Annotated in this window: 16 protein-coding genes; all 16 read left to right on the top strand. The window is 67.8% G+C overall.

Going from position 1 to position 25,826, the window contains the following annotated elements; all coding sequences use genetic code 11:
* The first annotated feature begins 709 nt into the window (after window positions 1–709).
* From ACFOOQ_RS17865 to ACFOOQ_RS17790, 16 genes are read left to right on the top strand one after another with little or no spacing between them, the layout of a single operon-like run.
* On the top strand, window positions 710–1,132 hold the full coding sequence (locus ACFOOQ_RS17865) for a hypothetical protein (protein WP_379728966.1): 423 nt from the start codon (window positions 710–712) through the stop codon (window positions 1,130–1,132).
* Window positions 1,129–2,406 (top strand): DUF4255 domain-containing protein, encoded by a 1,278-nt coding sequence (locus tag ACFOOQ_RS17860; RefSeq protein ID WP_379728965.1) that lies wholly within the window; start codon window positions 1,129–1,131, stop codon window positions 2,404–2,406. The genes ACFOOQ_RS17865 and ACFOOQ_RS17860 overlap by 4 nt, the downstream gene beginning before the upstream one ends.
* Complete coding sequence (locus ACFOOQ_RS17855; RefSeq protein ID WP_379728964.1) at window positions 2,403–4,346, top strand: ATP-binding protein; 1,944 nt, start codon at window positions 2,403–2,405, stop codon at window positions 4,344–4,346. Before ACFOOQ_RS17860 ends, ACFOOQ_RS17855 begins: the two co-directional genes overlap by 4 nt.
* Window positions 4,343–4,573, top strand: coding sequence for a hypothetical protein (locus ACFOOQ_RS17850; protein ID WP_379728963.1), 231 nt, complete (start codon window positions 4,343–4,345; stop codon window positions 4,571–4,573). The genes ACFOOQ_RS17855 and ACFOOQ_RS17850 overlap by 4 nt, the downstream gene beginning before the upstream one ends.
* On the top strand, window positions 4,570–7,407 hold the full coding sequence (locus ACFOOQ_RS17845; RefSeq protein WP_379728962.1) for an eCIS core domain-containing protein: 2,838 nt from the start codon (window positions 4,570–4,572) through the stop codon (window positions 7,405–7,407). The genes ACFOOQ_RS17850 and ACFOOQ_RS17845 overlap by 4 nt, the downstream gene beginning before the upstream one ends.
* Entirely contained in the window at window positions 7,404–8,054 is a 651-nt protein-coding gene (locus tag ACFOOQ_RS17840; RefSeq protein WP_379728961.1) for a hypothetical protein, read from the top strand. Before ACFOOQ_RS17845 ends, ACFOOQ_RS17840 begins: the two co-directional genes overlap by 4 nt.
* Window positions 8,055–8,065: 11 nt before the next feature.
* Window positions 8,066–8,422, top strand: a complete 357-nt coding sequence (locus ACFOOQ_RS17835; protein ID WP_379728960.1) for a LysM domain-containing protein — start codon at window positions 8,066–8,068, stop codon at window positions 8,420–8,422.
* Complete coding sequence (locus ACFOOQ_RS17830; protein WP_379728959.1) at window positions 8,419–9,567, top strand: hypothetical protein; 1,149 nt, start codon at window positions 8,419–8,421, stop codon at window positions 9,565–9,567. The genes ACFOOQ_RS17835 and ACFOOQ_RS17830 overlap by 4 nt, the downstream gene beginning before the upstream one ends.
* Window positions 9,564–10,154, top strand: coding sequence for a phage baseplate assembly protein V (locus tag ACFOOQ_RS17825; protein ID WP_379728957.1), 591 nt, complete (start codon window positions 9,564–9,566; stop codon window positions 10,152–10,154). The genes ACFOOQ_RS17830 and ACFOOQ_RS17825 overlap by 4 nt, the downstream gene beginning before the upstream one ends.
* A complete protein-coding gene (locus ACFOOQ_RS17820; protein WP_379728956.1) occupies window positions 10,154–10,495 on the top strand; it encodes a hypothetical protein in 342 nt (113 codons plus the stop codon). Before ACFOOQ_RS17825 ends, ACFOOQ_RS17820 begins: the two co-directional genes overlap by 1 nt.
* Window positions 10,492–10,857 (top strand): GPW/gp25 family protein, encoded by a 366-nt coding sequence (locus ACFOOQ_RS17815; RefSeq protein WP_379728955.1) that lies wholly within the window; start codon window positions 10,492–10,494, stop codon window positions 10,855–10,857. The genes ACFOOQ_RS17820 and ACFOOQ_RS17815 overlap by 4 nt, the downstream gene beginning before the upstream one ends.
* 5 nt (window positions 10,858–10,862) lie before the next feature.
* Window positions 10,863–13,139, top strand: coding sequence for a hypothetical protein (locus tag ACFOOQ_RS17810; RefSeq protein WP_379728954.1), 2,277 nt, complete (start codon window positions 10,863–10,865; stop codon window positions 13,137–13,139).
* Window positions 13,136–18,442 (top strand): putative baseplate assembly protein, encoded by a 5,307-nt coding sequence (locus ACFOOQ_RS17805; RefSeq protein ID WP_379728953.1) that lies wholly within the window; start codon window positions 13,136–13,138, stop codon window positions 18,440–18,442. The genes ACFOOQ_RS17810 and ACFOOQ_RS17805 overlap by 4 nt, the downstream gene beginning before the upstream one ends.
* On the top strand, window positions 18,435–20,504 hold the full coding sequence (locus tag ACFOOQ_RS17800; protein WP_379728952.1) for a hypothetical protein: 2,070 nt from the start codon (window positions 18,435–18,437) through the stop codon (window positions 20,502–20,504). Before ACFOOQ_RS17805 ends, ACFOOQ_RS17800 begins: the two co-directional genes overlap by 8 nt.
* A 30-nt stretch (window positions 20,505–20,534) precedes the next feature.
* Window positions 20,535–21,830, top strand: a complete 1,296-nt coding sequence (locus ACFOOQ_RS17795) for a DUF6519 domain-containing protein (RefSeq protein ID WP_379728951.1) — start codon at window positions 20,535–20,537, stop codon at window positions 21,828–21,830.
* 43 nt (window positions 21,831–21,873) lie between these two features.
* On the top strand, window positions 21,874–25,719 hold the full coding sequence (locus tag ACFOOQ_RS17790; protein WP_379728950.1) for a hypothetical protein: 3,846 nt from the start codon (window positions 21,874–21,876) through the stop codon (window positions 25,717–25,719).
* Window positions 25,720–25,826: the final 107 nt, after the last annotated feature.

Raw genomic sequence — 25,826 nt, 5'->3', positions numbered from 1 at the left:
GACAGCAGATGCATCCCCGGCGGCGACCGGCATGTCGCCTGCCGCAGCCGTCAAGGCCGCATCCTTTGCGGAACCGACAGATGCGGTCCTGCATCGCGATGCAGGCGCGATCCAGGTTCCGCCGCGCCGCGCATCGCCGGCGCCAGAGCTGAAGCCAGAATCGGAACAGGCGCCGCACCTGCCGCACCTGCCGCGCGAGCCGGCCGGAACCGCCGCTGTTCCGCTTCCTGCCATGCCATCTGCGCCGAAAGCGGAATCTCCGGCCGCGGGCATGCCGCCAGCGGAAATCCCCGGGGCCGAGATTTCCCTGCGCACAGATGCCGCGGTCGCGGCACAGCCGGTCGCACCATTGCGCGGGACCGGGTCAGAGGCGAAGCCAGCGCCGCTCTCATCGCCCCTGGCGGAACCGGCGGGAGTCGTCGCCCTTCCCCCTGCCGCACCACCGACCCGAGACAATGCCACGGCATCGGCGGTCCCGGCGCCGCGGCCAGCACCATTGTCAGACCCGGCGGTGCCGGTGATGGGGCCGGTCGCGCTACGTCCGTTCCCTGTGCCGCCTGCCGCTGCTGCGATGCCGTCACCCGTGCAGACGGCGCCACTCTCTGCACCGGCTTCGGCCCCTCCGGCAGCAGCACCGTCGCCATCCGCCGGTTCACCGGCGACAGCCGCCGCACAGGACGGTTCGGCCTGGAGCGACCATCCACCTGCCATGCCGCTGCGACCGGCAACCGCAGAGCAGAAACCGGAACGGCTGCGCCGCTCACCGGCCCCTGCCGCCGGCCGCATCAGCGGCAGTGCCAGTTCCAGTGCCGACGCCAGTGCCAGTGCCGGCCGTCAGCACAGCGGGCAGGATTCGCCGCAGGCACGGGCCTTCGGTGCCGCGGCGCCGGGCGAGACCGACAGGACGGAGCGGCGGCCGCCGACCCTGGTGCCGGAGACCGCAGCGCCGACTTTCCGGCCGCAGCCGGAAGAGCGGCTGTTCAACCCGGCTTCGACCGTACCGCCACCGCCGCCGCCGGTGCGGATCGAGATCGGCCGCCTTGAGCTGACGCCGCTGCCCGCCGCTGCGCCGGTCGCCCGGCCGACATACATGTCGCTGTCCGATTACCTGCGCCTGCGGGTGCGACCATGAGCAATTTCCTGGCCGTCGCCAATGCAACCGCTGCCTTGTGCGAGGCCCTGCAGGGGGCCGTCTACAGCGAGGGGCTGGGTGGTGTGCCCGGCGCGCAGGTCACCCACCTGTCGCCGAGCAGCGAACAACTCGATGCCGTCCATCCCGGGGTGAACGTTTTCCTCTACCAGAGCGTCGTCAATGCCGCCCTGGCCAATGACGACCTGCCGACCCGTCGGGCCGACGGCCAGGCGATGCAGCGGCCGCGTGCCGCCCTGTATCTGTGCTACCTGCTGACCTTTCACGGCGACAACGGCAAGCTGGAGCCGCAGCGCTTGTACGGTTCGGTGACGGCCTACCTGCATGCCGACCCGGTCCTGTCGCGCAGCCTGGTGCGCCAGACCGCCGAGCGAATTCCCTATCTGGCCGAATCCGATCTGGCCGACCAGCCGGATGTCGTGCGCATCACACCGGCCCTGCCCAGTGTGGACGAGCTGTCGCGGCTGTGGCTGATGTTCCCGCAGGTCGATTACCAGCTCTCGGCCCTGTACCAGGCCGGCCCGGTGCTGCTGGACTGGCCCGAGATTCCCACCATGCCGCTGCCGGTGCGCAGCATGGACCTGCGCACCGGCAGCCTGCGGGCGCCGCGTATCGACCGTCTGTCGTCGGAGGACAGGAAGGCCGGCTGGCCTGCGGTCGGCAGCATCCTGGTGATCCGGGGCGAGAATCTTCTCGCGCCGATGATGGAGGTGCGGGTCGGCGCCGAGAGCGTCGTGCCGCTGTCGATGCAGCCCGGCGAAATCCGGCTGCGGCTCGATCCGGCACAGCAACCCGCGCTGCGCGCGGGGCCCAACACGGTCAGAATCCTGCACCAACAGAGCGATGCCGGTGGCCAGCACATCACCACGGCGGCCTCGAACAGCGCCTCTTTCACCTTGCTGCCGATACTGGAAACGGTCTCGGCCGTTGCGTTGCCGCCGGACCCGGCTGCCATGGCGGGCGGACAACCCGCCTGGCTGGTCACGGCGCGGCTGCAGCCATGCATCGGCGCCTACCAGGTAGTCGAACTGCTGCTCAACGCCACCGTGCCCGGCGGCACGCCGGGTCCGGTCTATGTCGCCGGCAGCCGCGTGGCGGATGGCAACGATATTGTCTTCCGGGTGAGCGGCCTTGCCCCCGGCAGCTATCTGGTCCGCTTGCGCGTCGACGGGGCCGAGACCGCGCTGGATGTCGATACCGATCCGGCCAGCCCGGATTTCCGGCGCTATGCCGGGCCGCTGCTGGTGCTGGCATGAGCGTCAACGACATGGATATCGACCTCGCCGCCTGGAATGCCGGCAACCGGGCGGCGCTGGCGCATGCCATTGACGGCGTGCGCCGGGCGCTGGCCCGCCATGCCGGCCGGGTAATGGATGCCCCGGTGCCGCCCGTGCCTGAAGGCGGTCCCTACACGCTGGACATACTGGCTGAACGTTTCGACCTATCCGCTTTCGAGCAGGCGGTGGTGGTGCTGTGCATCGGCATGGAGATCGATGCCGGCATGGCCCAGCTCTGCGCCACCGCCGTCAACGATGCGTCCCGTCCCTTCCCCACTTTCGGCCTTGCCGTGGCCGCCCTGCCGGGCGGCCACTGGAATGCGGCGGCGCCGGGCCGGCCGCTGCGCCACTGGCTGCTGCTCGACACCGATGGCGAAGCCTCGCTGCAGGGCGGCCACATCCGCCTGAACGAGCGTATCGTGCATTTCCTGCTGGGCGGCGGCGACCGCGATGCCCGGCTGGCGGCGATGAGCGAGCGGATTCCCGAGCCGCCGCTCGAGGATGTGCCGCCGGCGCACCGGCCGCTGGCCCGCCAAGTGGCAGCATTGATGGCCGGCCGTCTGGCTGCGCCGCTGCCATGCCTGGACGGGCCGGTGGCGGCCGTGCGCGGCATCGCCGCCGCCGCCGCCGCCGGGCTTGGCCTGCCGCTCTATGCGATGCCGGCGGACAGCCTGGCCAGCCAGCCCGATCTCGATCTCGTCGCCCGGCTGTGGGAGCGCGAGGTGGCGCTGCTGCCGGCGGCGCTGCTGCTGGATGCCGGCGACCGTGATGCCGCCGATCCGCTGGCCCAGGCGGTGCTCAGCCTGGCCGAACGCATCACCACGCCGCTGGTGCTGGCCGGCGGGGCCCATCTGCGCCCGCGCAGCCGCATCGCCGCGCATTTCACCGTGCCGCTGTCGACGGCGCCCGAGCGCCGCGCGCAATGGCAGGCGGCGCTGGCCAAGATGGGGCTGGGCGCAGATATGGCGGATGCCGCGGATGTGGTGGCGGACCAGTTCGAGCTGGATGCGCCGGCGATGCGGGCCTGCAGCCAGGCGGCGCTGGATGCGGAAGGCCGGCTCGATGTCGATGCGCTGTGGTCGCTGGCCCGGGCCCAGGCGCGCCGGCCGCTGAACGACCTGGCCGAGGTGATCGAGCCACGTGCCCTGATGGACGACCTGGTGGTGCCCGGCGAGATCGCCGCCATCCTGGCGCAGATCGTGGCGGCGCAGCGCCAGCGCACGCGCGTGCTGGACGACTGGGGTTTCGCCGCCCGCAACCGCAGCGGCCTGGGGTTGAGCGTGCTGTTCGCCGGGCCGAGCGGCACCGGCAAGAGCATGGCGGCCGAGGCGATTGCCACGGCGCTGCGGCTCGACCTGTGCCGCATCGACCTGAGCGCGGTGGTCAGCAAGTATATCGGCGAGACCGAGAAGAACCTGCGCCACGTCTTCGATGCCGCCGAAGCCAGCGGCGCCGTGCTGCTGTTCGACGAGGCCGATGCCCTGTTCGGCAAGCGCAGCGAGGTGCGCGACAGCCACGACCGTCATGCCAATATCGAGGTCGGCTACCTGCTGCAGCGGGTCGAGGCCTATCGCGGCGTCGCCGTGCTGACCACCAATCTGCGGTCATCGCTCGATCCTGCCTTTCTGCGCCGGTTGCGCTTCATCCTCGATTTCAGTTTCCCAGACCAGGCCGCCCGCGTGAAGCTGTGGCAGCGCGCTTTCCCGCGCGCCGTGCCGCTTGGCGCGCTTGACCATATGCGTCTCGCCCGGCTCAACCTGGCCGGCGGCAGCATCGCCAATATCGCGCTGAACGCCGCCTTTCTTGCCGCCGATGCCGGCCAGCCGGTTTCGATGGCGCATGTGCGCAGTGCGGCTATTTCGGAATATGCCAAGAACGATAAACGTCCCACCGCGGCCGAGATCGGGGACTGGGGATGACGCGCGAGATCGAGCTGCGGATCCATCGCCTCAGCCTGGTGGGTAAGACGCCGGCTGAGGCACGAGCCTTTATCCGCGCTATGGAGCGGGCACTCACAGCGCAACTGGCCGCTGCGCCGGTGCAGCCCGACGCCACTCTCGCTGTGCCGCGCCACCAGGCCGACCTGCAGGTGGCGGCGCAGCCGCGGGCCGCCGCCGCCGCCCTGCACAAGCTGGTGACGAAATGAGCGGCGCCGCCTTCGCCCCGCCGATCCGCCCGGCACCCGCGGCAGTGCAGGCGGCACCCCGGCCAGCCCCGCGCCTGCAGGCCAAACTGAGCATCAGTAAGCCGGGCGACCATCATGAACGCGAGGCCGATGCGGTGGCCGACCAGATCATGCGCATGCCGCAGCCCGGTGCAGCATCGCCGAGCCTGCAGTCCGGCATGCCCTGGGCACCAGCCGGCAGCATGGGGCTGGTGCAGCGCGCCTGCAAGCAGTGCGAGGCCGAGCAGAAGCAGAAACAGGACAGTACCCGGCAGGATGCCGGCGGCGGCGACGTGCTGGTGCAGCGTGAATGCTATGAGGGAGCATGCGATCCTTGGGTCGGCGACGGTGATGCCGAGGTCGAACAGGAAGCAGCGCAGCAGCAGGCATTAGCCCAACAGCAGGCGCAATCGCCCTATGCGGCCGCATTCCAACTCCCAACCGCTCAGTCCTCGGCCCAGACTTCCAGTGGAATGCCAAGCTTTGAATCGCGACAGCAACAGACGCCTGCGATCCGGCGGCCCCGATCCTCGACGCCGTCGGCAGCGGCTTTAGCACCGCTGGAAGACGATGATGACCAGCCCTTGGTCAGCTATGAGGACGATGAAGACAGGCCACGGCGGCTCCGATCAGCCAAGCGCAATCGGGGCGAGGTGGTGCCGACTCCACCTGCCCCTTCGACCACGCAAGCCCCGCCTGTATCGCCATGGGATGAGCAGGCCCGGGCCATCACGCTGGAAGAGTTTGGCATCACGCCGACCGCTTTCAAGCGCAGTAAAAAACGGCCGACAGCCGGCAGAAACCGCAGCAGCGCTACCAGCGGTCGCCGCAGAGCGACGGCGGTAGCTGCCGCCACGGCCAGCACCAGTTTCCAGTTCCAGAGTCCGCCGGTATCCGGCAGCCCCGCGTTCGGCTTCGGCAGTACAGGCAACAGCGGCTTCGGCTTCGGTTTCGGTACAACCGGCCAGAGTTGGGCCAGTCAGAGCTTCCCGTTTCTTTCCGACGAGGACCGAAAACGGCTGTTCGGCCAGATGAAATCCCGCCGGCCCGGCGGGGACGCGGCCGTGTCCCTGTCCGCGGTCGGGCTACCCAGCGGCGGCGGCCGGCCGCTGTCGGGCGACGAGCGCGGCTTCTTCGAGCCGCGGCTCGGCCGCGATCTCAGCGGCATTCGCCTGCATACCGATGGCCAAGCCGCCGCTGCGGCCGACAGCATCAATGCACGCGCCTTCACCTACGGCCACAACGTGGTGCTGAACCAGGGTGAATACACGCCCGGTTCCGATAGTGGCCGGCGGCTGCTGGCGCATGAACTGACCCATGCGGTGCAACAGGGTGCGGCCGGCCCGGCGATCGGTGCCGGTGCGCCGGCCATCTCGCCGGTATCGCGTGCGACGATCCAGCGGCTATGCAAGGGCACCAACCGCTCGTCGGGCAGCCCCGAGCAGATCGTCATCCAGAGCTATATCACCCGCGCCAATCCGACCGTCGAGAAGGAATACCAGGTCCAGGACCCCGGTGGCGGCAACTGCTTCTTCCTCGATCTGGCGGACACCGCGCATTATCGAATCTACGAGATCAAGCCCAAACACACGCCCGGCGCCGGCGCCGCCCAGCTTGGCACCTATCGCAATGCCGCCCGGCAGGAATGCATCGGCGGTGAACAATGGGCCATCGGCACCCAGGCGGAATTCGGCGCGTTGATGAACAACGCGCTGCCACCGGCATACCAGAATGCCGCCGCCGGCGGGCCCTGGTACCTGCCTGGTGTACGGCCCGACGAGGCCATCGAGGTCAGCACCCCGGTCAATGGCGAGGTGGTGTTCGAGAGCATGCCACTCGAGGGCATTCCCGGCCGCGGCCTCGGCAAGATTCATCATGCCACCCGCCGCGGCATCATTGCCGGCATGACCGCCGATGCCCGCGGTGACATCCTGTCGCGCATTACTCGCGCCCCGCTAGTCACTGCTTTGAGCAATTATTCGACAGCAAATCTTTACGCCGGCCTTTCGGCAGCGAATGGTTTGACCGGTGCAGCTGGCGCCTTCCCCAACAACGCCGTGATCGAATCAACCATCGAAGGTCAGCCGACGCTCCAAATCCAGAATGCCGCAAATTATTTGTTGGGCCAATTCCCCGCCAGTTTTTTCGGATATGGCGGGATAGCTGGAAAAACCGATGCGCAGCTGGCGACTAAAATCCGGATTGTGATTGTCGCCAATGCCGGTACCAACATCAACGCGGTCATGACCAATTTCACCAGGCCTGAAGCCAGGGCGGCCGTGCTCGCAATCCATGTCGGTGCCGGTCGTGGCGATCCTGGCGGCGGTGCCGCCGGCAGAACGCGTCTTGCCGGCGTCATGGGAACCCTGCCGAAAGCCCAGCTTGGTGTTGCGACGGCCGCCTCCATCGCGGCGGCAGGCAATAATACCGGCATCCCCAATATCGGTCCGCAGGATGCCGCCGCCTCGGTTCCGTTCACGGGCATGCGCGGCACCGCCGGCGCGACCCGCACGGCCATCCAGAACACGGCTGCACCGAACGCCCAAAGGACCCAGATGATGGCTGCGACGGCGACATCGCCGGCCATCACGCAGACCGCCATCGTCGGCAAGCCGCTTGAATTGCAGTTCAGGGACTGGATCAGCAACCAGATCGCTGCGCCAGCCGCGTGGCTATGGACGACGATCAATGCCAACCCGGTGGGCGGCACGCCGCAACTTGCTGCTCTTTCCGGGGTGGCTTCCGGTGCCACCGCCGCCGCACCGGCCGCACGCGCAGGCATCACCGACCTGTGGAAATGGAGCCTGCGGCTATGACGTCGCCGGTCAACAATGCGCGGCTGACCAAGGGCGCCATCGTCGCGCTCGATCCGTTCAATCCTTTAGCCAGCGTGGTGATCTTCCAGTACAACCCGGCGGAACTGACCCGCTCGCTGACGCCCGCAGCGCCGCCAGGCGGCGCCGCTGCCGTGCCGGTCGGTGCCCAGCGCCTGACCGGGCCGCCGACCGAGAAGATCTCACTCAAGGTCACCATCAATGCCGAAGAACAGATGCCGGTGGCCGGCACGGTTACCGGTGGCAGCGTCTATCCGCAGCTCGCCGCGCTCGAGATGCTGATGTATCCGAAGAGCCTGCTGGTCATCAAGAATGCCGTGCTCGCGGCCATGGGCACGATGGAGGTACAGCCACCCGAGGCACCGCTGACGCTGTTCATCTGGGGCTTGCGGCGGGTGATGCCGGTGACGGTCGAGAGCTACAGCGTCACCGAGCAGTATCACGACAACAACCTCAATCCGCTGATCGCCGAAGCCGACCTGCAACTGCGGGTGCTGACCTACCAGAACTTCACCCGCCGCCAGGCCGGCTATTACACCTTCCTGTCCTACCAGATCGTCAAGGAGGCGATGGCGATGGTGGCCAGCGTCAGCAACATCGCCGCCACCGGCGCCGCAATACTCAAATAGCCGGACCCGTCATGACCATCCTCCAAGCCAACAGCCGCTATGCCCAGAATGACGACAGCGCCAGCATCGGCCGGCTGCCGCAACCTGATGGCCGCACTGTCCGCTACCGCCTGCGGCGTTTCCTGCCGCAGGGCGCGGATATCCCCACTGTGGGGGAAGTGACGGTGCAGGCTGGCGAGCGGCTCGACAATATCGCCTATCGCAGTTTCGGTGATACCGAGCAGGCATGGCGCATCGCCGATGCCAACAATGCCATGCGACCGCAGGCATTGCTGGCCGAACTCGGTCGTCGGCTGGCGATCCCGCTGCCGCAGGCCGAGACCGGCTGGCCGGCGCAGGACACGCCGCAGCAGGATGAATCGACATGACGGCGGCGCGCGGCATCACCATGACCGTGCTGGCCGGGCCGTCGGTGCCCAAACCGCTGCTGCCGGCGACGGTTGACCTGCTGGAATCCGTCGAGATCACTGAGGCGATGGAGGGCCGCAGCGGCTTCCAGCTCGTTTTCGGAGCCAGCCGCGGCTCACCGTTTGACCTGATCGACTATCCACTGCTGAAGGAGCGCAGCCTGGCGCCCTGGAGCCGGGTTGTCGTACTGGTGACATTCAACGCCGTGCCGACTGTGCTGATCGACGGACTGATCACGCGCCAGGAGCTGCAGCCCAGCCAGGGCGATGGCAGCGCCAGGCTGGTCCTGACCGGCGAGGATCTCAGCGTGGCGATGGACCGCGAGGCGAAGACCGCAGCCCATCCGGCGCAGAGCGAGAATGTCATCGCCAGCAAGATCATTCTGTCCTATGGCCGCTACGGCATCCTGCCGCAGGTGATGCCGCCACCGGTGATCGTGGTGCCGCCGCCGACCCAGCGCATGCCGATGCAGCATGATACCGACCTTGGCTATCTGCTAACCATGGCGGCGCGCTTCGGCTATGTCTTCCAAGTGCGGCCCGGCCGCGTGCCGCTCAGCAATATTGCTTATTGGGGGCCGCCGCGCCTGATCGGGCTGCCGCAGCCGGCCCTGACGGTCGCCATGAGCGGCGAGACCAATGTCGATTCGATCAGTTTCCGCACCGATGCGCTGGCCGCCGCCGCCACGGCCGGCCAGATCATGGACCCGGCGACCAACAAGGCCAGCAGCATCGCCGTCACCAAGGCATCCTGGCCGGCGCTCGGCCGCACGCCGGCCCTGCAGGCCTGGGGCAGCGACGGCCGTCAGGCATTGCTCGACGGTGCGGAGGGGCTGACCTATGCCCAGGCGCGGGCGCTGGCGCAGGGGCGCACCGACAGCAGTTCACAGCGGACCATGATCGCCGAGGGCGAACTCGATGCGCTGGCCTATGGCAATATCCTGCGCGCCGCCGGCCTGGTCGGCGTGCGCGGTGTCGGCCGGACCTATGATGGCGATTATTATGTGGCCGAAGTCACGCATCAGCTGGCGCGCGGCAGCTTCCGGCAGAAATTCCGCCTCAACCGCGGCGGCATCGCAGCCCTGAAACCGCTGGTGCGGCCATGACATCATTTTTCGGGAAATATCGCGGCAAGGTCGAACAGAATGTCGATCCCGAGAATCAGGCCCGCCTGCTGGTGAGCTGTCCGGCGGTGATGGGCAATGCGAAGAACTGGGCGATGCCTTCCGTGCCTTATGCCGGCAAGAATGTCGGCTTTTATGCGATGCCGCCAGTCGGCGCCAATGTCTGGGTCGAATTCGAGGCCGGCAATATCGATTATCCGATCTGGAGCGGCTGTTTCTGGGGCAAGGGCGAGCTGCCGGCCAAGGCCGTATCGCCGGCGACCAAATTCTGGGACACCGAATATATCAGCCTGACGCTGGACAACCGCCAGCGCAAGGGAGGCACCATCCTGACGGTCGGCTCCCCCGCCGTCTCAGTGCCGATCAGGATATCGGCCGCCGATGACGGCGTGACGATCTCGCTGGCCTCGGTGAAATTGCAGCTGCGCAAGAACGGCATCGATATCAGCCTGCCGCCCGGCAACATCGGCATGACCTCGAATGGCCTGGTGCTGAAGCATGGCGGTGCCACGGTGGCGCTGCAGCGGGTCAAGGTCAGCATCAACAACGGCGCCTTCGAGGTGACCTGATGGGCGTTTCCCTCATTCCCTTCGGCACCCAGATCAAATGCCCGCATGGCGGCACGGTGATGCCGACCGGCGGCAATCCGCGGGTCAAGGCGACCGGCCGGCCGATCCTGATGCTGCTGGGCGGCTATCCCATCGCCGGCTGCCCCTTCACCATTCCGACGCCCGGCGGGCCGAAGCCGCAGCCCTGCATCCGCGTGCAGTGGATCACCGGCACCATGCGCAGCAAGGCCGGCGGCGTCGCGCTGCTGCAGAATTCCAACGGCCTGTGCTTCAGCGCCGAGGGCATCATGCAGGGCAAGGCCATCATCCCGCCGGTGCCGCCGCGGGTGAAGTCGCAATGAATACGTTGCTGCTGCCCCTGCAGATCGGTCCGGACGGGCGCACCATGCTGGCGACGCCGGCACAGAGTCTGCGCAACATGATCGAGCAGGTGCTATTCACGGCGCCGGGCGAACGGGTCAACCGGCCGACCTTCGGCAGCGGCCTGCAGCAGTTCGTCTTCGCCCCGGCCAGCGACGAAATGGCGACGGCGCTGGAATTCACCATCCAGGCCGCCCTGCTGGAATGGCTGGGGGAGCGCATCCAGGTCGAACAGGTGGCCGTGGCAAGCGCCGATTCCATGCTGTCGGTGACGGTTGTCTATACCGTGCTGGTCAGCCAGGAACGGCAGACCGATACTTTCCTGCGCAGTCTGGCGGACTGACGGCGATGGCGGTCACAGCATCGTTGCTGACGCGGCTCGCCGGCATCACGGTCCGCAAGGGCGACGGACGGCAATGGCTGCTGGGCCTGCGCTTCGATCCGCCGGACGCGCCCGGCCCCGTTACGACAGGCAATATCCGGCTGACCACTGTACAGGGGGCGCCGGCGAGTGATCTTGCGGTGCGTGCGGTGACGCCGCCGAGCCCGGCGGCGCCGCTGACGGTCACGCTGGAAGATCTGCGGCCGCTGACCCTCGTCGCCGGCAACGACGATCCGTCGCCGGTCATCCTCACGCTGGTCGGCCTCGACGATGTCATAGATCCGGCAGCCAATTATGCCGGCTTCCTGCTCGGCGCGCCGGCCGCCACACTGTTCGACGCGGCCGAGGCGGCCGTTGCGGCCGCACCGGCCACCCTACCAGTCAATGCCGCGCTGGATTACCTGGCACGCGACTATCCGGCCCTACGCCAGGCCATGCTGGACCAGCTCAGCATTGCCGTGCCCGGCTTCGATGGTGGCCAGGGGGCGGCGGATTTTCCGGTCATGCTGGTCGAGGCGCTGGCCTATGCCGCCGACCAGCTCAGCTATTTCCAGGATGCGGTGGCAACCGAAGCCTATCTGGGCACGGCACGGCTGCGCCGGTCGGTGCGGCGTCATCTTCGCCTGATCGACTATCGCCTGCATGAAGGCTGCAATGCCAGGGCCTGGATTCATGTGGCGGTCAACGCGCCGATGGTTCTGCCGGCCGGCATCACCTTCGCCGCCGGCAGCCGCGTTTTCGCCGCCATGGCCGGGGCGAGCCTAGATCCGGGCTGCAACCGCATCGCCCTATGGTCGCCGCCCCGGGCCGGCAGCCACGTGATTCCGCAGGGCGCGACGGCGGCGCGACTGGCTGCCTCTGCCACGCTGCGGCCCGGCGACATCCTGGTCTTCGAGGAAATCCGCAATCCGGCCAGCGCGCGGATCGAGCCGGGCAATCCAGAGCGGCGCCAGGCCGTGCGGCTGACCGGCGTGACGGCCACGGCGGATGGCGTCGAGGTCCGCTGGGACCAGAGCGATGCCCTGCAATTCCCGCTGACGGTGACAGCGACCATCGCCGGCCAACGGATCGACGGAATCAGCGTGGCGCTAGGCAATATCCTGCTGGCCGACGAAGGCGCCTGGCAGCCGGCGGTAGCATTGCCGGATCCTGTGCTTTTCGCCAGCACTTACCAGCCGGCCCTGCCGCAGGGGCCGCTGGTCTATGCCACTGCGGCACCCGCCGCGACGTTGCCGGCAGCCCTCTGCCTGGATCAGGACCCGCGCCTGGCCGTGCCGCAGCTGAGCCTGACCGATGCGCAGGGCAATGCCTGGCAGCCCTGCATCGACCTGCTCGACCGCAACGGCTTCATGCGTGCCGTTACCGTGGAACCCGATGCCGCCGGGTGGAACCGCCTGCGCTTCGGCGATGGCCAATATGGCCGCCGGCCGGCGCCCGGCAGCCGGTTCACGCTGGTTCTGCGCAAGGGTGGCGGCAGCGCCGGCAATGTCGGTGCCGATGCCATCGATGCCGTACTGGGCGGCGGCATACCGGTGGCGACGATCACTGCGGTCCGTAACCCGCTGCCGGCAGCAGGCGGACTGGAACCCGAGGCGCTGGCCGATGCCCGCCTGACCGCGCCGCAGGCCTTCCGCCGGCAGCAGCGTTGCGTCACGCCGGCCGATTACGCCCTGCGCGCCGGAAGTTTTCCCAGCGTACTGCAGGCCGCCGCGCAGGCGGGCTGGTCGGGCAGCTGGCGCGTCATGGAGATTGCCGTCGAACGCACGGGGGCGGCACCGCTCGACGCCGCATTCAGGACGGCACTGCAGGCCCATATCGACCGCTTCCGCTGCGGCGGCGTCCAGGTGGCGATCACGGAACCGCGGCAGATCGGCATCGTCCTCGGTCTCGTGGTCTATTGCACGGCCAGTGCGGAGGCCAGCGCCATCCGCGCCGAGCTGAACCGGCGCTTCGGCACCGGCTACCTGCCGGATGGCAGCCCGGCCTTCTTCAATCCCGACAGCCTGCGGCTCGGCGCGCCGCTGCGTCTGAGCGACATCCTCGAACAGGCCAGCGCCGTGCCCGGCGTTGCCTGGATCGATAGCGATCCGCGCAACGACCCGCGCATCGGCTTCTATCGCGCCGACCGGCCGCCCGCCGATCTGCGGCAGCGCCAGATGCTGACTTTCGCACCGCTGGAGGTTGCCAGTGTCACCGCCGGGCATGGCGGCCAGGTGCGTTTCTATGTGGCGCGGAACGCATGAGCGATTTTCCCGACACCCTTCCCGCCAATCCGCCGGGACAACCGTCGCTATCCTATCGCATCGGCGACCAGTCCTCGTTCTTCCAGGCGATGCTCGACCAGCTGCCGCGCGAGCGGATCAGGAGCGGCCCCAATGCCGATGCCACGCCACTGCAGGCATTGACCACCCGTGCGCGCGAAGACTGGACCATCGCCCTGCTGCATGCCTGGGCCGGGATCGGCGACATCCTGACCTTCTATCAGGAGCGCATTGCCAACGAGGGCTATATCGGCACCGCGCGCGAGCGCCTGTCGGTCGCCGAACTGGCCGGCCTGGTCGGGTATCAGCCGCGGCCCGGGCTGTCGGCCGCCACCGACCTTGCCTTCGCCGTTACCGACGAAGAGGACGGGACCGCCCGCTGCCTCAGCCTTGATCCAGGCCTTGCGATACAGAGCATCCCCGATGCCGGCCTGTTGCCGCGGACCTTCGAGACCCAGCAGGCGGCGCAGCTGTCCAGTCGCTGGAATGCAATGCGCCCGCTGCTCACTCAGCCGCAGCAGGTCGGGCCCGGCAGCCGGCAGCTCTATCTGGCCGGGCTGCAGACCGGCCTGAATGTCGGCGATTACATCCTGCTGTTCGACGAGGCCAGCCTGAACAGCGCGGCGCCGCTCTGGTGGCTGCGGCAGGTCGATGCGGTCATCCCCGGGACCACCGCGGAAGGAATCGAGCGCAGCCTGGTGTCGTGGTACGAGCCGCTCGACGGCCTGACGACCGCCAGCCGCATTGCGGTTTTCGCACTGCGGCTCAGCGCACCGCTTTTCGGTTATGACGCGCCGGCCTGGTCGTCGCTGGCCTACGATCTCAAGCAGGATGCGGTGCCGCCCGGCTACGCGCCGCAGGATTTCAGCGAATGGCCGGGCTTCGGCGTCGATCCCGGCCGGCTCGATCTCGATGCCGTCTATCCGGCGGTTCTGGCCGGCAGCTATACCGTGCTGATGCAGCCGACCGCGCTGACGCTGTCGGTGGCGAGAACGGTGCGGACGGCTGCCGAAGCGGCCTTTTCCCTGACCGGGCAGGCGACGCAGATCCTGTCGGAGGCGCTGGCCAGCCTTTCCTACCATCATGCGCTGGCGCCGCCGCGGTCCGATCTCACCACCACGCTGCTTCCGGATGGCCGGCTGCTGCTGGCCGGCGGCCGCAGCCGTGACGGCGCCAGCGCCGTGGTCGAGGTCTATGACCCGGCCACCCGGGCCATCCAGACTGTCGGCGCCCTGCTGGTGCCGCGCTGGAACCATGTCGCCGTGCTGCTGCCCGACCAGAGCGTGCTGATCGCCGGCGGCGAGAATGACAGCGGCATGCTGGCGGATGCCGAGCTGCTGCGCCTGGCGGGCGATGATCCTTTCACGGCCACGGTACTGCCGCCGATGGCGACGCCGCGCAGCCGGCACCGGGCCACCGCCCTGCCCAGCGGTCCGGTGCTGGTGTCCGGCGGCTTCGACGGCCGGCAGACCCTGGCCAGCGCCGAACTCTTCCAGCCCAAGACCAGACAGTTCGATCCACCGGTCGCGCTGGCTGCGGCGCGGCAGAATCACAGCGCGACCCTGCTGATCCGGCAGGGCGATGTGCGGGTCCTGCTGGCCGGCGGCGATGACGACGGTATGGTGCTCGACACAGCCGAAAGCTATGTCGCCGCCAGCGGCAGCAGCAGCGCGATCACGGCGAAGATGACGGCGGCGCGCACCGGGCATAGCAGCATCTATCTGCCCTCGACCGGCCTGCTGCTGCTGATCGGCGGCGCCAGCGGCATGGACGGTCCGGCCGCGCAGCCGTCATCCGAACTGTTCCAGCCGGCCGGCGATCCGGCCGGCGGCAGCTTCGCGGCCAGCGGTGCGATGCTGACGCCGCGCTGGCGGCAGGATTCGCTGCTGCTGCAGAGCGGCGACGTCCTGGTCTGCGGCGGCACTGCCGATGGCCGCACGGCGCTGGCGGCCGTGGAACTCTATGCGCCGCAGACCGGCGGCTTCCGGGCCGCAGTGCCGGCCGCGCAGGCCCGGCTGGACGGCACGGCATCCCTGCTGGCCGACGGCACGGTCCTGCTGGCCGGCGGCAGCGACGGTACCGTCCTGATCACCGATCCCGAGACCTACGATCCCGCCGTCGAGACCTTCGTGCCGACCGGCGCCATGCCGGTCGCCAGCTTCGGCGGCGCCGGCGCCCTGCTGCCCAACGGCTATGCGCTGCACAGCGGCGGCTTCGGCATGACGGTGCAGACGCCGCCGCCGGCCCAGCCAGTGTCCGACGCGCCGCTCAATGCCGCCCTGCTGTACAATCCCTATACCGGGCTGTTCTCCGCCACCGGTGCGATGGGCACGGCGCGCTGCTACCACACCGCAACGACGCTGGACAACGGCAGCATCCTGGTCGCCGGCGGCCAGCTGCAGCGCGTCGCTCCGGAGCTGCAGAACATCATCGACATGCTGCAGGCCCTGGCCAGCACGGTCGGCCAGCTGACACCGCTGACCAACGACATCGTCGCGCAGGCCAATGCCGGCATCAGCACGACGCAGGCAATCGTTTCGAACAGCGAGAACAGCCCGATTACCGGCAACATCACCGTCACTTTCAGTGGCCACGATTATACTATCAACGGCTCCTATCAATATCAGGGCAACTTCACCATAACCATGACATGCAATGGCCAGCCGCCCCACGGTCATGATGATGCTTCGCCATGGGTCTGGCAGTGGAACAGCAATCTCTGGCAGGTAATGAATCCTGTTCAGTATCTCGTCAATAATGATGAAGCGTATTTCACGCAGATCCTGAACGATGCATCCACCGGTAACGGCAACACGCTCGAATCCGTCACGCAGCAGATCCTCGACGGCATCCAAGCCATCATCGACGCAATCTATGCGATGGGCCCGGGCTTGCTCTCCGCCGAGATCTACGATCCAGCCACCGGCGCCTTTGCCCAGACCACCGAGCCGATGCAGCAGATGCGCTATTTCCACAGCGCCAGCCTGCTGCCGACCGGGCAGGTGCTGCTGGCCGGCGGCACGGCTTTCGTGCCGAACCATCCGATGCCGACGCCGACCCTGAATTCCGCCGAACTGTACGATCCGGGCGGCGGCAGTTTCACCGCGACGGCCGGCAGCATGGCGGCGGCGCGCCAGCAGCAGACCGCTACCGTTCTGCCGAATGGCTTGGTGCTGATCGCCGGGGGCAGCAACGGGCAGGATTCCCTGGCCAGCGCCGAGATCTTCGATCCGTCCACCGGCCAGTTCACGGCCGTGGGCAGCATGAGCTTCGCCCGGCGCGGCCACAGCGCGACATTGCTGCCCGATGGCCGGGTGCTAGTCGCCGGCGGCCTCGACAACGACAGCCAGCCGGTCGCCACCTGCGAGATTTTTTATCCGGCCTGGGGTGGTTTCGGGCCGACGGCGCAGCTCAGTCCGGCCTGCGCCTTCCACGCGGCCAGCCTGCTGGACGATGGCCGCGTGCTGATCGCCGGCGGCACGTCTGGCGGCGCGGCGGGCAGCATGGCACTGACCGCCGCGTCCCTATACGATCCGCTCGCCGGCACCATCGCACCGACCGGTGCCATGCTGGCCGCGCAGGTGATGGCCGTCTGCCTGCGCCTGCCGACCGGCCGCATCCTGCTGGCCGGTGGCAGCAGCGATGGCCATGGCCACACGCCGGTCAATGCGGCCAGCCTCTATGTGGCGCCGCCACAGCCGCTGCCGGCCGGCAGCCGGCGCGACAGCACCGTGCTGACGCAGAGCGAGCCGCTGCCGCTGGCACCGGCGCCGCTGACCGAACCGGTGATGGGCGACCAGTTGGTCCTGCAGACCGCGGAAAGCGGGTTCTCTGCCGGACAGGTCACGATCCTGAGTGGCCGGCCGCTGCAGGCCATCGTTACGACGGCCGGGACCGGCCTGCGTCTGACCGATGCCGCCAGCGGACGCTGGGTCGCCCTCGAAGCCGGCGAGGCGCTGACCATCGTTTCGGTTGGGCCGGCCGATTCCGCCGGCCTACGCGTCTGGTGCCTGATCACGGCGCGCGGCTTTACCGGCACACTGACGGCGGCCCTAGACGCTTTCGATCTCGAACCGGATCCGGCCGCGCCCATCGCCGCGGAGCGTCTAGTGATCGCCGCGGCCGAAACGCCGGCCGATGGCGGCCCGACCCGGCTAGTTCTCACCGATGCCATGCAGCGCATCTACGAGCGCGTCACGGTCAGCCTGAATGCCAATGTCGTTGCGGCGCTGCAGACGCAGACGGTGGCCGGCGAGATTCTGGGCAGTGGCGATGGCACCTTGTCCAACCAGACCTTCACCCTTGCCGAATATCCGCTGAGCGCCTTTCCCGCAGCCACCAGCCACGGCAGCCGCGATGCCCTCTCCGTCACCGTGGACGGCATCGCCTGGCGCGAGGTCGACAGCCTGCTCGACAGCCTGCCTGCCTCGCAGGTCTATACCGTGCAGCGCGACCGCAGCGGCCGCGCCACCATCCGCTTCGGTAACGGCCGGCACGGCGCCCGGCCGGCCAGCGGCATCGACAACATCGTCGCCAGTTACGGCATCGGCATCGGCACGGGCGGCAACGTGCCGGCCAACCGGCTGCAGCAGATGCTGCAGCCGCCACAATTTGTCGACACCGTCACCAATCCGATGCCGGCTACCGGCGGTACCGATCCCGACAGCCTCGCGACTTTGCGGCGCATCGCGCCGATCACCACGCTGTCACTGGACCGGATTGTCACCGCCATGGATTACGAGACCTTCGCCATGTCCTTTGCCGGCATCGCTAAGGCCCGCAGCACGGTATTGCCCGGCGACCGGCGGCAGGTTTGTCTGGCCGTCGCGGGTCAGGACGGCGCCGCCGTGCCCCCCGGCAGCGCACTGTACGACCGGCTGCGCGATGCCATTGCCGGGGCCAGCGATCCGGGCCTGACCTGCCGCCTCGTTTCCTACACGCCGCGCCTGTTCACGCTCGGCGCAAGGCTGTCGCTCGATCCGCGTCGCGATGCCGAAGCCATCCTGGCCGCGGCGCGGTCGCTGGTGCTGGCGCGATTCGGCTTTGCCGCGCGTACATTCGGTCAGGGCGTGGCCGCCTCGATGGTGATTGCCGCCCTGCAGTCGGTGGATGGGGTGACCGGCGTCGTGCTGACGGAATTCGATTCCGGCACGGCCCTGCCGGAGCGGCATAGCTGGCTGCCGGCGGCATCCCTGCAGGTCGATGGCGACCGGATCACGCCCCCCGAGCTGCTCAGCATCGATCCGGACGGCATCACCCTGGCGGCGGCGGCGCGCCATGAATAACGGCAACCGCCTCGACCTGTTACAGCTGCTGCCGGCGCTGTACCGCAGCCTCGATATCACGGCCGGCAGTCCATTGCAGGCGCTGATGGCCGTCATGCAGCGGCAGTATGACGCCATCGACGCGAATATCGAGCAGCTCTACGACGACTGGTTTATCGAGACCTGCCAGGACTGGGCAGTGCCGTATATTGGACAACTGGTCGGCATCGACTGGCTGCTCGGGCCGGATGCCGCGCTGGAGCCGCAGCGTCGTGCCCTGGTCGCCGATGCCGTCGCCTTTGCCCGCCGCAAGGGCGTCGTGCCCGTGCTGCAGGCGCTGTGCTGGGCCGCCACCGGCTGGGCAGCGCGTGCCGTCGAGGCACCACCGCATCTGTTGGCGACGCAGGCGATGACCGCCCTGCGACCGGGCCAGGCCGGTTATGTCGATATCGCTGCACCGGGTACGCTGGCGGCGATCGATACGCCCTTCGATCCGCTCTTCCACCGCCCGGACATGGCCACCAGCGGCCACACCGGTGCCTATAACCTGTCCGATATCGCTGTCTATGTCTGGCGGCTGACGGCCTTTCCCCTGCAGGCCGTGCCGGCCACTGCCGCGACCGGCATCGACCATGCCTATTGTTTCGATCCGTTCGGGCGCGACCTGCCGCTCTTCGCGCCGCCATCGCGGCCGGTGCCCGGTGACGAGACCGCCGGCGTCGCGTCGCTGCCCGTCGAGATCAGCCGCCGCGCCCTGCAGCAGGACCTGGCCGCCTATCGCCAGCAATGGGGCGGCGCGACGAATCCGCCACCCAACAGCCTGTATTACGGGCCCGATCGCGGCCTGCTGATCACCAGCGGAAATATCGCGCTCACCCCGCTGCAGATCGAAGCTGCCGATCTCGGGGCCTGGCCGGACAGCCTGCCGGCCAACGGTCTCGTGCTGCTCGATCCGGAATGCGGCCGCTTCATGCTGGCGGCGACCGGCGCCGTGACCACCGACTACGGCTATGGTTTTTCCGCCGGCATGGGCGGCGGCCCCTATGGCCGGACCGGGCGCATGGCCGATCCGGCCGCCGCCGACTGGAGCATCACGGTCGGCAGCGGCGGCCGGGTGCCCGATATCGCCACCGCACTGGCGCAATGGCAGCAGGCAAATCCGGCAACGGCGGTGATCACCGTCCTGGACAATGCCAGCTATGCCGGCCTGCCGCCGATACTGGACATCACCGGTGGCAGTCGCCTGGTGATCCAGGCCGCCGACCAGCAGCGTCCGAGCATCGTCCTGCCGGCGCCATGGGCGGTCAGCGGTGCGGGAATCCTCGAACTGTCCGGTCTACTGCTGCAGGGCGCACTGGCTATGGACGGCACGATGCACCTGATCCTGCGCGACAGCACCATGCTGCCGCCGGACGGGCCGGTGACGTCGGCGCCGATTGCCGCTGCAGCCGGGGCCGGCATCGCCATCATGATTACCGACAGCATCGTGCCACCCATGGCCCTGCCATCCACCGCGACGGTGACGCTCAGCGACAGCATCGTCGATCCGTTTGGCCTGCCGGCGGCGATCACAGGTGTCGATGGCGCTGCCGGCGGCGCCGTGCTGACCGTGCGGCGCTGCACCCTGCTGGGCGCGGTCACTGCCGGCCAGCTTGCGGTGGCGGAGGATTCGATCTTCCTGGCGCCGGTCAGTCTCGCCGACAGCGAAAACGGGATCTTCCGCTACAGCTATGCCGCCGCGGGATCGGTACTGCCGCCGGCCTACCGGGCCCAGCCGCAGCTTGCCCTGGCCGAGGCCGCCGCCGAACTCGGCCTGGCCGGTCCCGACCAGCTGCCGCCGTCGGTGCGCGCTGCCGTGACTGCCGCGGTCACGCCGCGATTCACCAGCCTGACATTGCCGCAGGCCGGCTATGGCCAGCTGACGCTGGATGCGGCACCGCAGATCACCGGCGGTGCCAATGACGGGGGCGCGATGGGGGCCTTCAACAATCTGAACGAACCGCAGCTGCGACGGCTGCTCCTGCGCCTGCTGCCACGCTTTGTGCCGCTGGGCTGCACCGTCGATCCGGTCTTCGTCACATAGCGCTGCAGCAGCCAGCGCGGAAAGGATCACATGAGCGGCGATTTCTCACGCTTCCAGTTTCCCACCAGCGGGTTATACCAGACCATCCTGATGCAGCAAGGCCGTGTCGCCCTCGATGCCGACTGGAACAACCTGCAATCCGGCCAGCAGCAGCATCTGCAGCAACAGCTCGTCGATCTGGTCGGCGCGGCGGCCGGTCCGAAGGATGCCGCCGGCTTCGCGCTGACCCCCGGCAGCAACGCCGGCCTGCAGATCGGCGCCGGACGCTATTATGTGGCCGGCATCCTGTGCAGCTGCGATGCCGCGGTGGCCTGGGCCAGACAGCCCTACCTGCCGGTCGGCAGCCGGCTGCCGCTCAAGGCCGGATCATACATCGCCTATCTCGATGTCTGGCCGCGCATCGTCAATGCCTGGCAGGACCCGGCGCTCGGCGAGGTGGCGCTCGGCGGTGCGGATACCGCGGTCGGCCTGCAGCAGGTCTGGCAGCTCAAACTGCTGCCGAAAGCCGATCCGCCGCCATGGTCGGCGCCGGCCAGTCCGGTGATGACGGCGCAGGTCACCAACAGTTCCGGCCTCGGCAACTGGCTCTACCGCGTCGAGGTGCATTACGGCAGCGGCACCGCCAATGCCGCGAACGGCACGTTCAAATGGTCGCGGCGCAATGGTGCGGTGACCTTCGGGATCCAGGCCTGGAATGACGGGGCTGTCACGCTTGCCCCGGCGGCCGCGCCGCTTGGCACACAGCTGGCCGTCGGCGACTGGGTCGAATTCGTCGACGACGACATCGTGTTCGGCCAGACCGCGGTGCCGCTCTGGCAGGTGGCGGCCATCGACGCGGCCCGCAACACCGTCACGCTCAGCTCGGCGACAGGCAAGGCGCCGGCCATCCATCCGGACCGGCATCCGATGCTGCAGCGCTGGGACCAGCAGGATGGCGCCGGGCTGGTGGACGGCACCATCCCGATCGTGCCGGGCAGCTGGCTACCGCTCGAAGACGGCATCACCGTGCAGTTTCCCGCCGCCGCCACGCAGCCGGCCGTGGCCTATGGCGATTTCTGGACCTTCACCGCGCGGGCGGCGACCGGCGGCATCGACTGGCCGGCGGATGCCAAAGGCGTGCCGCTGCCGCAGCCGAAGCAGGGCATCTCGCACAATTACGCGCAGATCGCCGCGCTCAGCCTGTCCGGCACGGCCTGGACGGTCGACCAGGACCTGCGCGTCCTGTTCGGTCCGCTTGCCGGACCGGGCGGCAACGGACTGCTGGAAAAACTGGCGCAACTCGAGAAACGCCTTGCTGCGGCGGAGAAGCAGTTCATGGGCCGGTAGCAGCCGCTCGCCGGATCGATCCATCAACAGAGGGGATACAGACATGACATCGAAGCCGGGAATGCTGAAAGACAGCCAGTTTTCTTACGTCCGCATGGGCGATTTCCTGTCGACGCAGATGCAGTCGAACCGCAGCTTCGGCTACGGCCTGTTCATCTGCCGGATGCGAGCGGCGAAGGGACCGGTCTGCTCGACCTTCTGGCTCTATTCCAACTGCCCGTCGCCGGCGCAGGCCTCAAACACCGCGCAGAACTGGAATTGGAACGAGGTCGATTTCGAGTTCGTCCCGTATACGCAGGCGCCGCAGGCTGCCTATCTGTCCTTCGACGGCAATCTGCCCAAGCCGACGGTCACGACCTACGCTGCCATGCTCAATCTCGGCGATCCGCGCTCAGAAACGATCGAGAATGCCGCCGTCGCCTGGACACAGGTTGCGCGTACCGATGAAGAGATCGCCCGGCAGATGTGGGCCTATTATAACACCTGGATGACCGCAGGCAGCGCCGGCGCGCCCACGGGCGGCACGTTTATCCTCGAGGATGGCGTGAGCGGCGACATGACGGATTCGCTGGATTTCAATGCGAGTGCCTCGGATGTGCAGGCCGCGCTCGACCAGCTAAATGACGGCACCGGCCTGTTCGGCGTGAAGGGGCAATACGCGGTCAGCGTTTCGTCCGCGGGCGGACCCGGCAGCATCGCCTCCGTCCTTGCAGATGCAACCATGGTGACGGAGATCGATGCCGGTGCCAGCACGGTCACGCTGAGCAGTGCCTCTCCCGTCACCTGCGCCGACGCCACCCTGAACTTCACGCTCACTGCATCGGGCAACCTCATCACTGGCTCGGCCACGGTCAACGGCTTTGCGGCCCTGTCGGCTATCGCCGTGGGCCAGAGCGTGTATGCGACGGGTGTACCGATCGACACCACGGTGCAGGCGATCAATACGGCCAGCAACTCGATCACCCTGTCGAACGCGGCTACGGCCGCCTACACGCAGCAACCCCTGCTGTTCATCGGCGGCACCGCCACGGGCACCCTGACCGCGGCATCGGCGATGGTGACGGATATCACGCTGCCCGCCGGCGTGCTGGTCGGGCAGGCGGTCTGTGCGCAGACCGACCAGATCGTCCTGTCGGCAGGCCTGGTTCCGCAGCTGGTGGTCGGCGAAATCGTCACTGCAGCGAACAATCCCGCCCTGCTGCCGTCCGATACGACGATCACGGCGCTTGATGCCGTGACCAATACGGTGACGCTGAGCAACTGTGCGATGCAGGCGGCTGCCGGGCAGAATTTCAATTTCACACCCGCAGGCAGTTACAGCGTGACCTTCACGCCACCATTGCCGGCCGAGAAACCGCTGATCGTCCACTCCGCTGGCCTGCTACCAACCGGCACGCTCGGCAAGGTCGTCGCTGGTCTGAGCGGTACCACGGTTACTGCGCTCAACGTCACGATCTTTCAGCCCAGCCTGCAGCCGCGCAGCAGCCAGACCTGGTGGGATCTGCTCGTCGCCCAGACCGGCACGGGGACGGCACCGGCCTGGCCCCAGGCGACTGACTGGAAGTATCCGCTGGTGACAAAAGCTGCCCCGAGCAGCCTCAGCATGGACAATGCCGTGGCCCTGAACTTCTGGCGCACTCCGACTGGCAATACATCGGTCAGCGTAGATCTCGGCAGCTGGGGCACCATCGCCCATGATGGCGTCCTGAGTTCGACCCCCATGGCCGGCTCGACTCTCGACGGATCCTTTACCGCGGCGGTGCTCAACAACGAGGCCTATCTGTTCGATACCAGCGAGGTGTTCGCGCCCTATGATGGCTTTCACACCTATACCATTGCCTGGTCACCGACGCGCATGGCACAGTATATCGATGCGCCCAATGGCGGCCGTGACATCTCGAAGGCCACGCCGGTCGCGGAATTCGACCTGACCGGCTATCCATCGATCGCCAGATCCGGGCCGCAGGCCCCGGGTGGCGAGATTCCCTGGATCAGCAGCGAAGCCGACATGCCGATCGGCAACGTGACGATGAACCTCGCCAATTACGTCGCTTTCGATGCCGCCAGCACCGGCCCCAATCCGCCGGTGCAGGTCACCGGAACCCTGACCGCGAACTCGACGTCCATCACGGCCCTGAGCAGCTGCACGGGCCTCTTCACTGGCCAGGGCGTCACCGGCGCCGGTGTGCCGGAGAACACCACAGTGCTGGCGGTCGATGCGACCGCCCAGACAGTCACGCTCAGCGCTGCAGCGGCGACCAGCGGCACGGCCGTCGCGCTGACGTTCTTCACGATAGCCACGCTTGCGACGACGGGGACCTTGATCGCAGGACACCCCACGATCAGCAGCGTCGCTGCCATCACGTCGGTAGCCATCGGCCAGGTGGTGTCCGGCACTGGCGTGCCGGCCGGGGCAACGGTCACGGCTGTCGGGGCAACGACAGTTACCCTCAGCGCCAACGCGACAGCCAGCGGCACGGCCGTGTCGCTGACCTTCGCGACATTCTTCAACACCAGCACCACGACAGGAGATGTAACGCAAGGCTCGACCACCATCACCGGCATCGCCGACCCGGCCATCGTCGTGCCGGGCCAGTATGTGTCCGGTGCCGGACTGCCGGCCGGCGCCCAGGTGAAAGCGGTCGACGGCACCAGCCTGACACTGAATCTGGCGGCTACAACCAGCGGTTCGGCCGTTGCGCTGATATTCACGACCTCGCAGTCCGGTCCCGGCTGGTCCGGACCACCGCCCGAGGACAGCTTCACCGGCGTCGATGCCTATGTGCAGACCATCGGCTGGTATCCGCTGCAGCATGGCAAATCGGGCAAGGCGACCGACGATTTCGACCTGCAGAGCACGGAGGCGATGTGGCTCGACTTTTCCGACGGAAGTTGGTCAGCCGCGCAGTTCGATGCGGCCTTCCCGCGCCATTTCGGCATCCTGTATGCGCAGGATTACACCAGTGCCGGTGGCGTTCCCGGCTTCAGCCCGCTGCGCGATTCCAAAAGTCCGCTGGTCGTTTCCTGGGTTACCATACCCGATGGAAAAAATAAGCTCGGCGTAATGCAGCTGTCCTGCATGCCGTCGCAGGCCGAGCCAACACGCAACTTCTTCGTGCTGTTCACCAGCCAGAGCGGTTCAGGTGTCCTGAGTGCGACTAACCCGCTGGTGCGGGCTGTGGTGCGGGCGCCCGCCATCATCACCTGCAGTGCAGCAGCGAGTGCGGGCGGTACCGCCATGCCGATGACCTTTTCCGCCACGACCACCGGCAGCCTTGCGACAGGGATGGCCACCGTCACCGGCGTTGCCGATCTGTCGCTGGTCCGTCCGGGCCAGGCCATTGCAGGAACCGGGGTGCCAACCGGTACGACGGTTATCGCCGCCGATGCCAAGGCCGGCACATTGACCATGAGTGCGGCAGCAACAAGCGGCGGAACCGCCGCCGCCCTGAGCCTTTCCGCCATGACCACCGGCACCGTGACTGCCAGCACGGCCAGTGTGACGCTGGATGCTGCTTTTGATGTCGCGCCGGTCGTGGTCGGGCAGTCCGTTACCTGTGCCGGCTTCGCCAGCGGGACTACGGTCACGGCGATCGAGGAGCCGTATTATGCCGCCAACAGTTCGGTTGGCCCACCGACCGCTTTCTATGCGCCGCCGGCCGGCACGTCTGTCAACCTTGCGGTCGATGTCTGGGTGAACGACAAGGCCCATTACCCCAAGGGCAGCGTGCGGCCAGTCCCCCCTGATTATACGGCCAGCATCACGGTCCAGACAAGCACACGCGGCACCATATCCTGGTCGCCTGTCAGCGATCCGAACCAGGTCCTGGAAAAATATGATCCGAACAATCCCTTCCGTATTGTCGTGACGGCACCACCGTCATCCTGACCGGCCGTTTACTTCAACCCCTCAACCGGTTGTGGCTCACGGTGCCTAGAAACGATCAATGGGAAAGTTCAAACCCGATAGGCAGTGTTACTGCGGGAGTGATAAGA

Source organism: Ferrovibrio xuzhouensis (assembly GCF_042648965.1).
Taxonomy (GTDB): Bacteria; Pseudomonadota; Alphaproteobacteria; order Ferrovibrionales; family Ferrovibrionaceae; genus Ferrovibrio; species Ferrovibrio xuzhouensis.
The sequence above is the reverse complement of the archived record's forward strand: the minus strand, read 5'-3'. Positions and strand labels throughout refer to the sequence as shown.

Coding starts and splice junctions, on each gene's coding strand:
- ACFOOQ_RS17865 (WP_379728966.1), top strand. CDS start 710: ATGCCGCTGCGACCGGCAACCGCAGAGCAGAAACCGGAACGGCTGCGC.
- ACFOOQ_RS17860 (WP_379728965.1), top strand. CDS start 1,129: ATGAGCAATTTCCTGGCCGTCGCCAATGCAACCGCTGCCTTGTGCGAG.
- ACFOOQ_RS17855 (WP_379728964.1), top strand. CDS start 2,403: ATGAGCGTCAACGACATGGATATCGACCTCGCCGCCTGGAATGCCGGC.
- ACFOOQ_RS17850 (WP_379728963.1), top strand. CDS start 4,343: ATGACGCGCGAGATCGAGCTGCGGATCCATCGCCTCAGCCTGGTGGGT.
- ACFOOQ_RS17845 (WP_379728962.1), top strand. CDS start 4,570: ATGAGCGGCGCCGCCTTCGCCCCGCCGATCCGCCCGGCACCCGCGGCA.
- ACFOOQ_RS17840 (WP_379728961.1), top strand. CDS start 7,404: ATGACGTCGCCGGTCAACAATGCGCGGCTGACCAAGGGCGCCATCGTC.
- ACFOOQ_RS17835 (WP_379728960.1), top strand. CDS start 8,066: ATGACCATCCTCCAAGCCAACAGCCGCTATGCCCAGAATGACGACAGC.
- ACFOOQ_RS17830 (WP_379728959.1), top strand. CDS start 8,419: ATGACGGCGGCGCGCGGCATCACCATGACCGTGCTGGCCGGGCCGTCG.
- ACFOOQ_RS17825 (WP_379728957.1), top strand. CDS start 9,564: ATGACATCATTTTTCGGGAAATATCGCGGCAAGGTCGAACAGAATGTC.
- ACFOOQ_RS17820 (WP_379728956.1), top strand. CDS start 10,154: ATGGGCGTTTCCCTCATTCCCTTCGGCACCCAGATCAAATGCCCGCAT.
- ACFOOQ_RS17815 (WP_379728955.1), top strand. CDS start 10,492: ATGAATACGTTGCTGCTGCCCCTGCAGATCGGTCCGGACGGGCGCACC.
- ACFOOQ_RS17810 (WP_379728954.1), top strand. CDS start 10,863: ATGGCGGTCACAGCATCGTTGCTGACGCGGCTCGCCGGCATCACGGTC.
- ACFOOQ_RS17805 (WP_379728953.1), top strand. CDS start 13,136: ATGAGCGATTTTCCCGACACCCTTCCCGCCAATCCGCCGGGACAACCG.
- ACFOOQ_RS17800 (WP_379728952.1), top strand. CDS start 18,435: ATGAATAACGGCAACCGCCTCGACCTGTTACAGCTGCTGCCGGCGCTG.
- ACFOOQ_RS17795 (WP_379728951.1), top strand. CDS start 20,535: ATGAGCGGCGATTTCTCACGCTTCCAGTTTCCCACCAGCGGGTTATAC.
- ACFOOQ_RS17790 (WP_379728950.1), top strand. CDS start 21,874: ATGACATCGAAGCCGGGAATGCTGAAAGACAGCCAGTTTTCTTACGTC.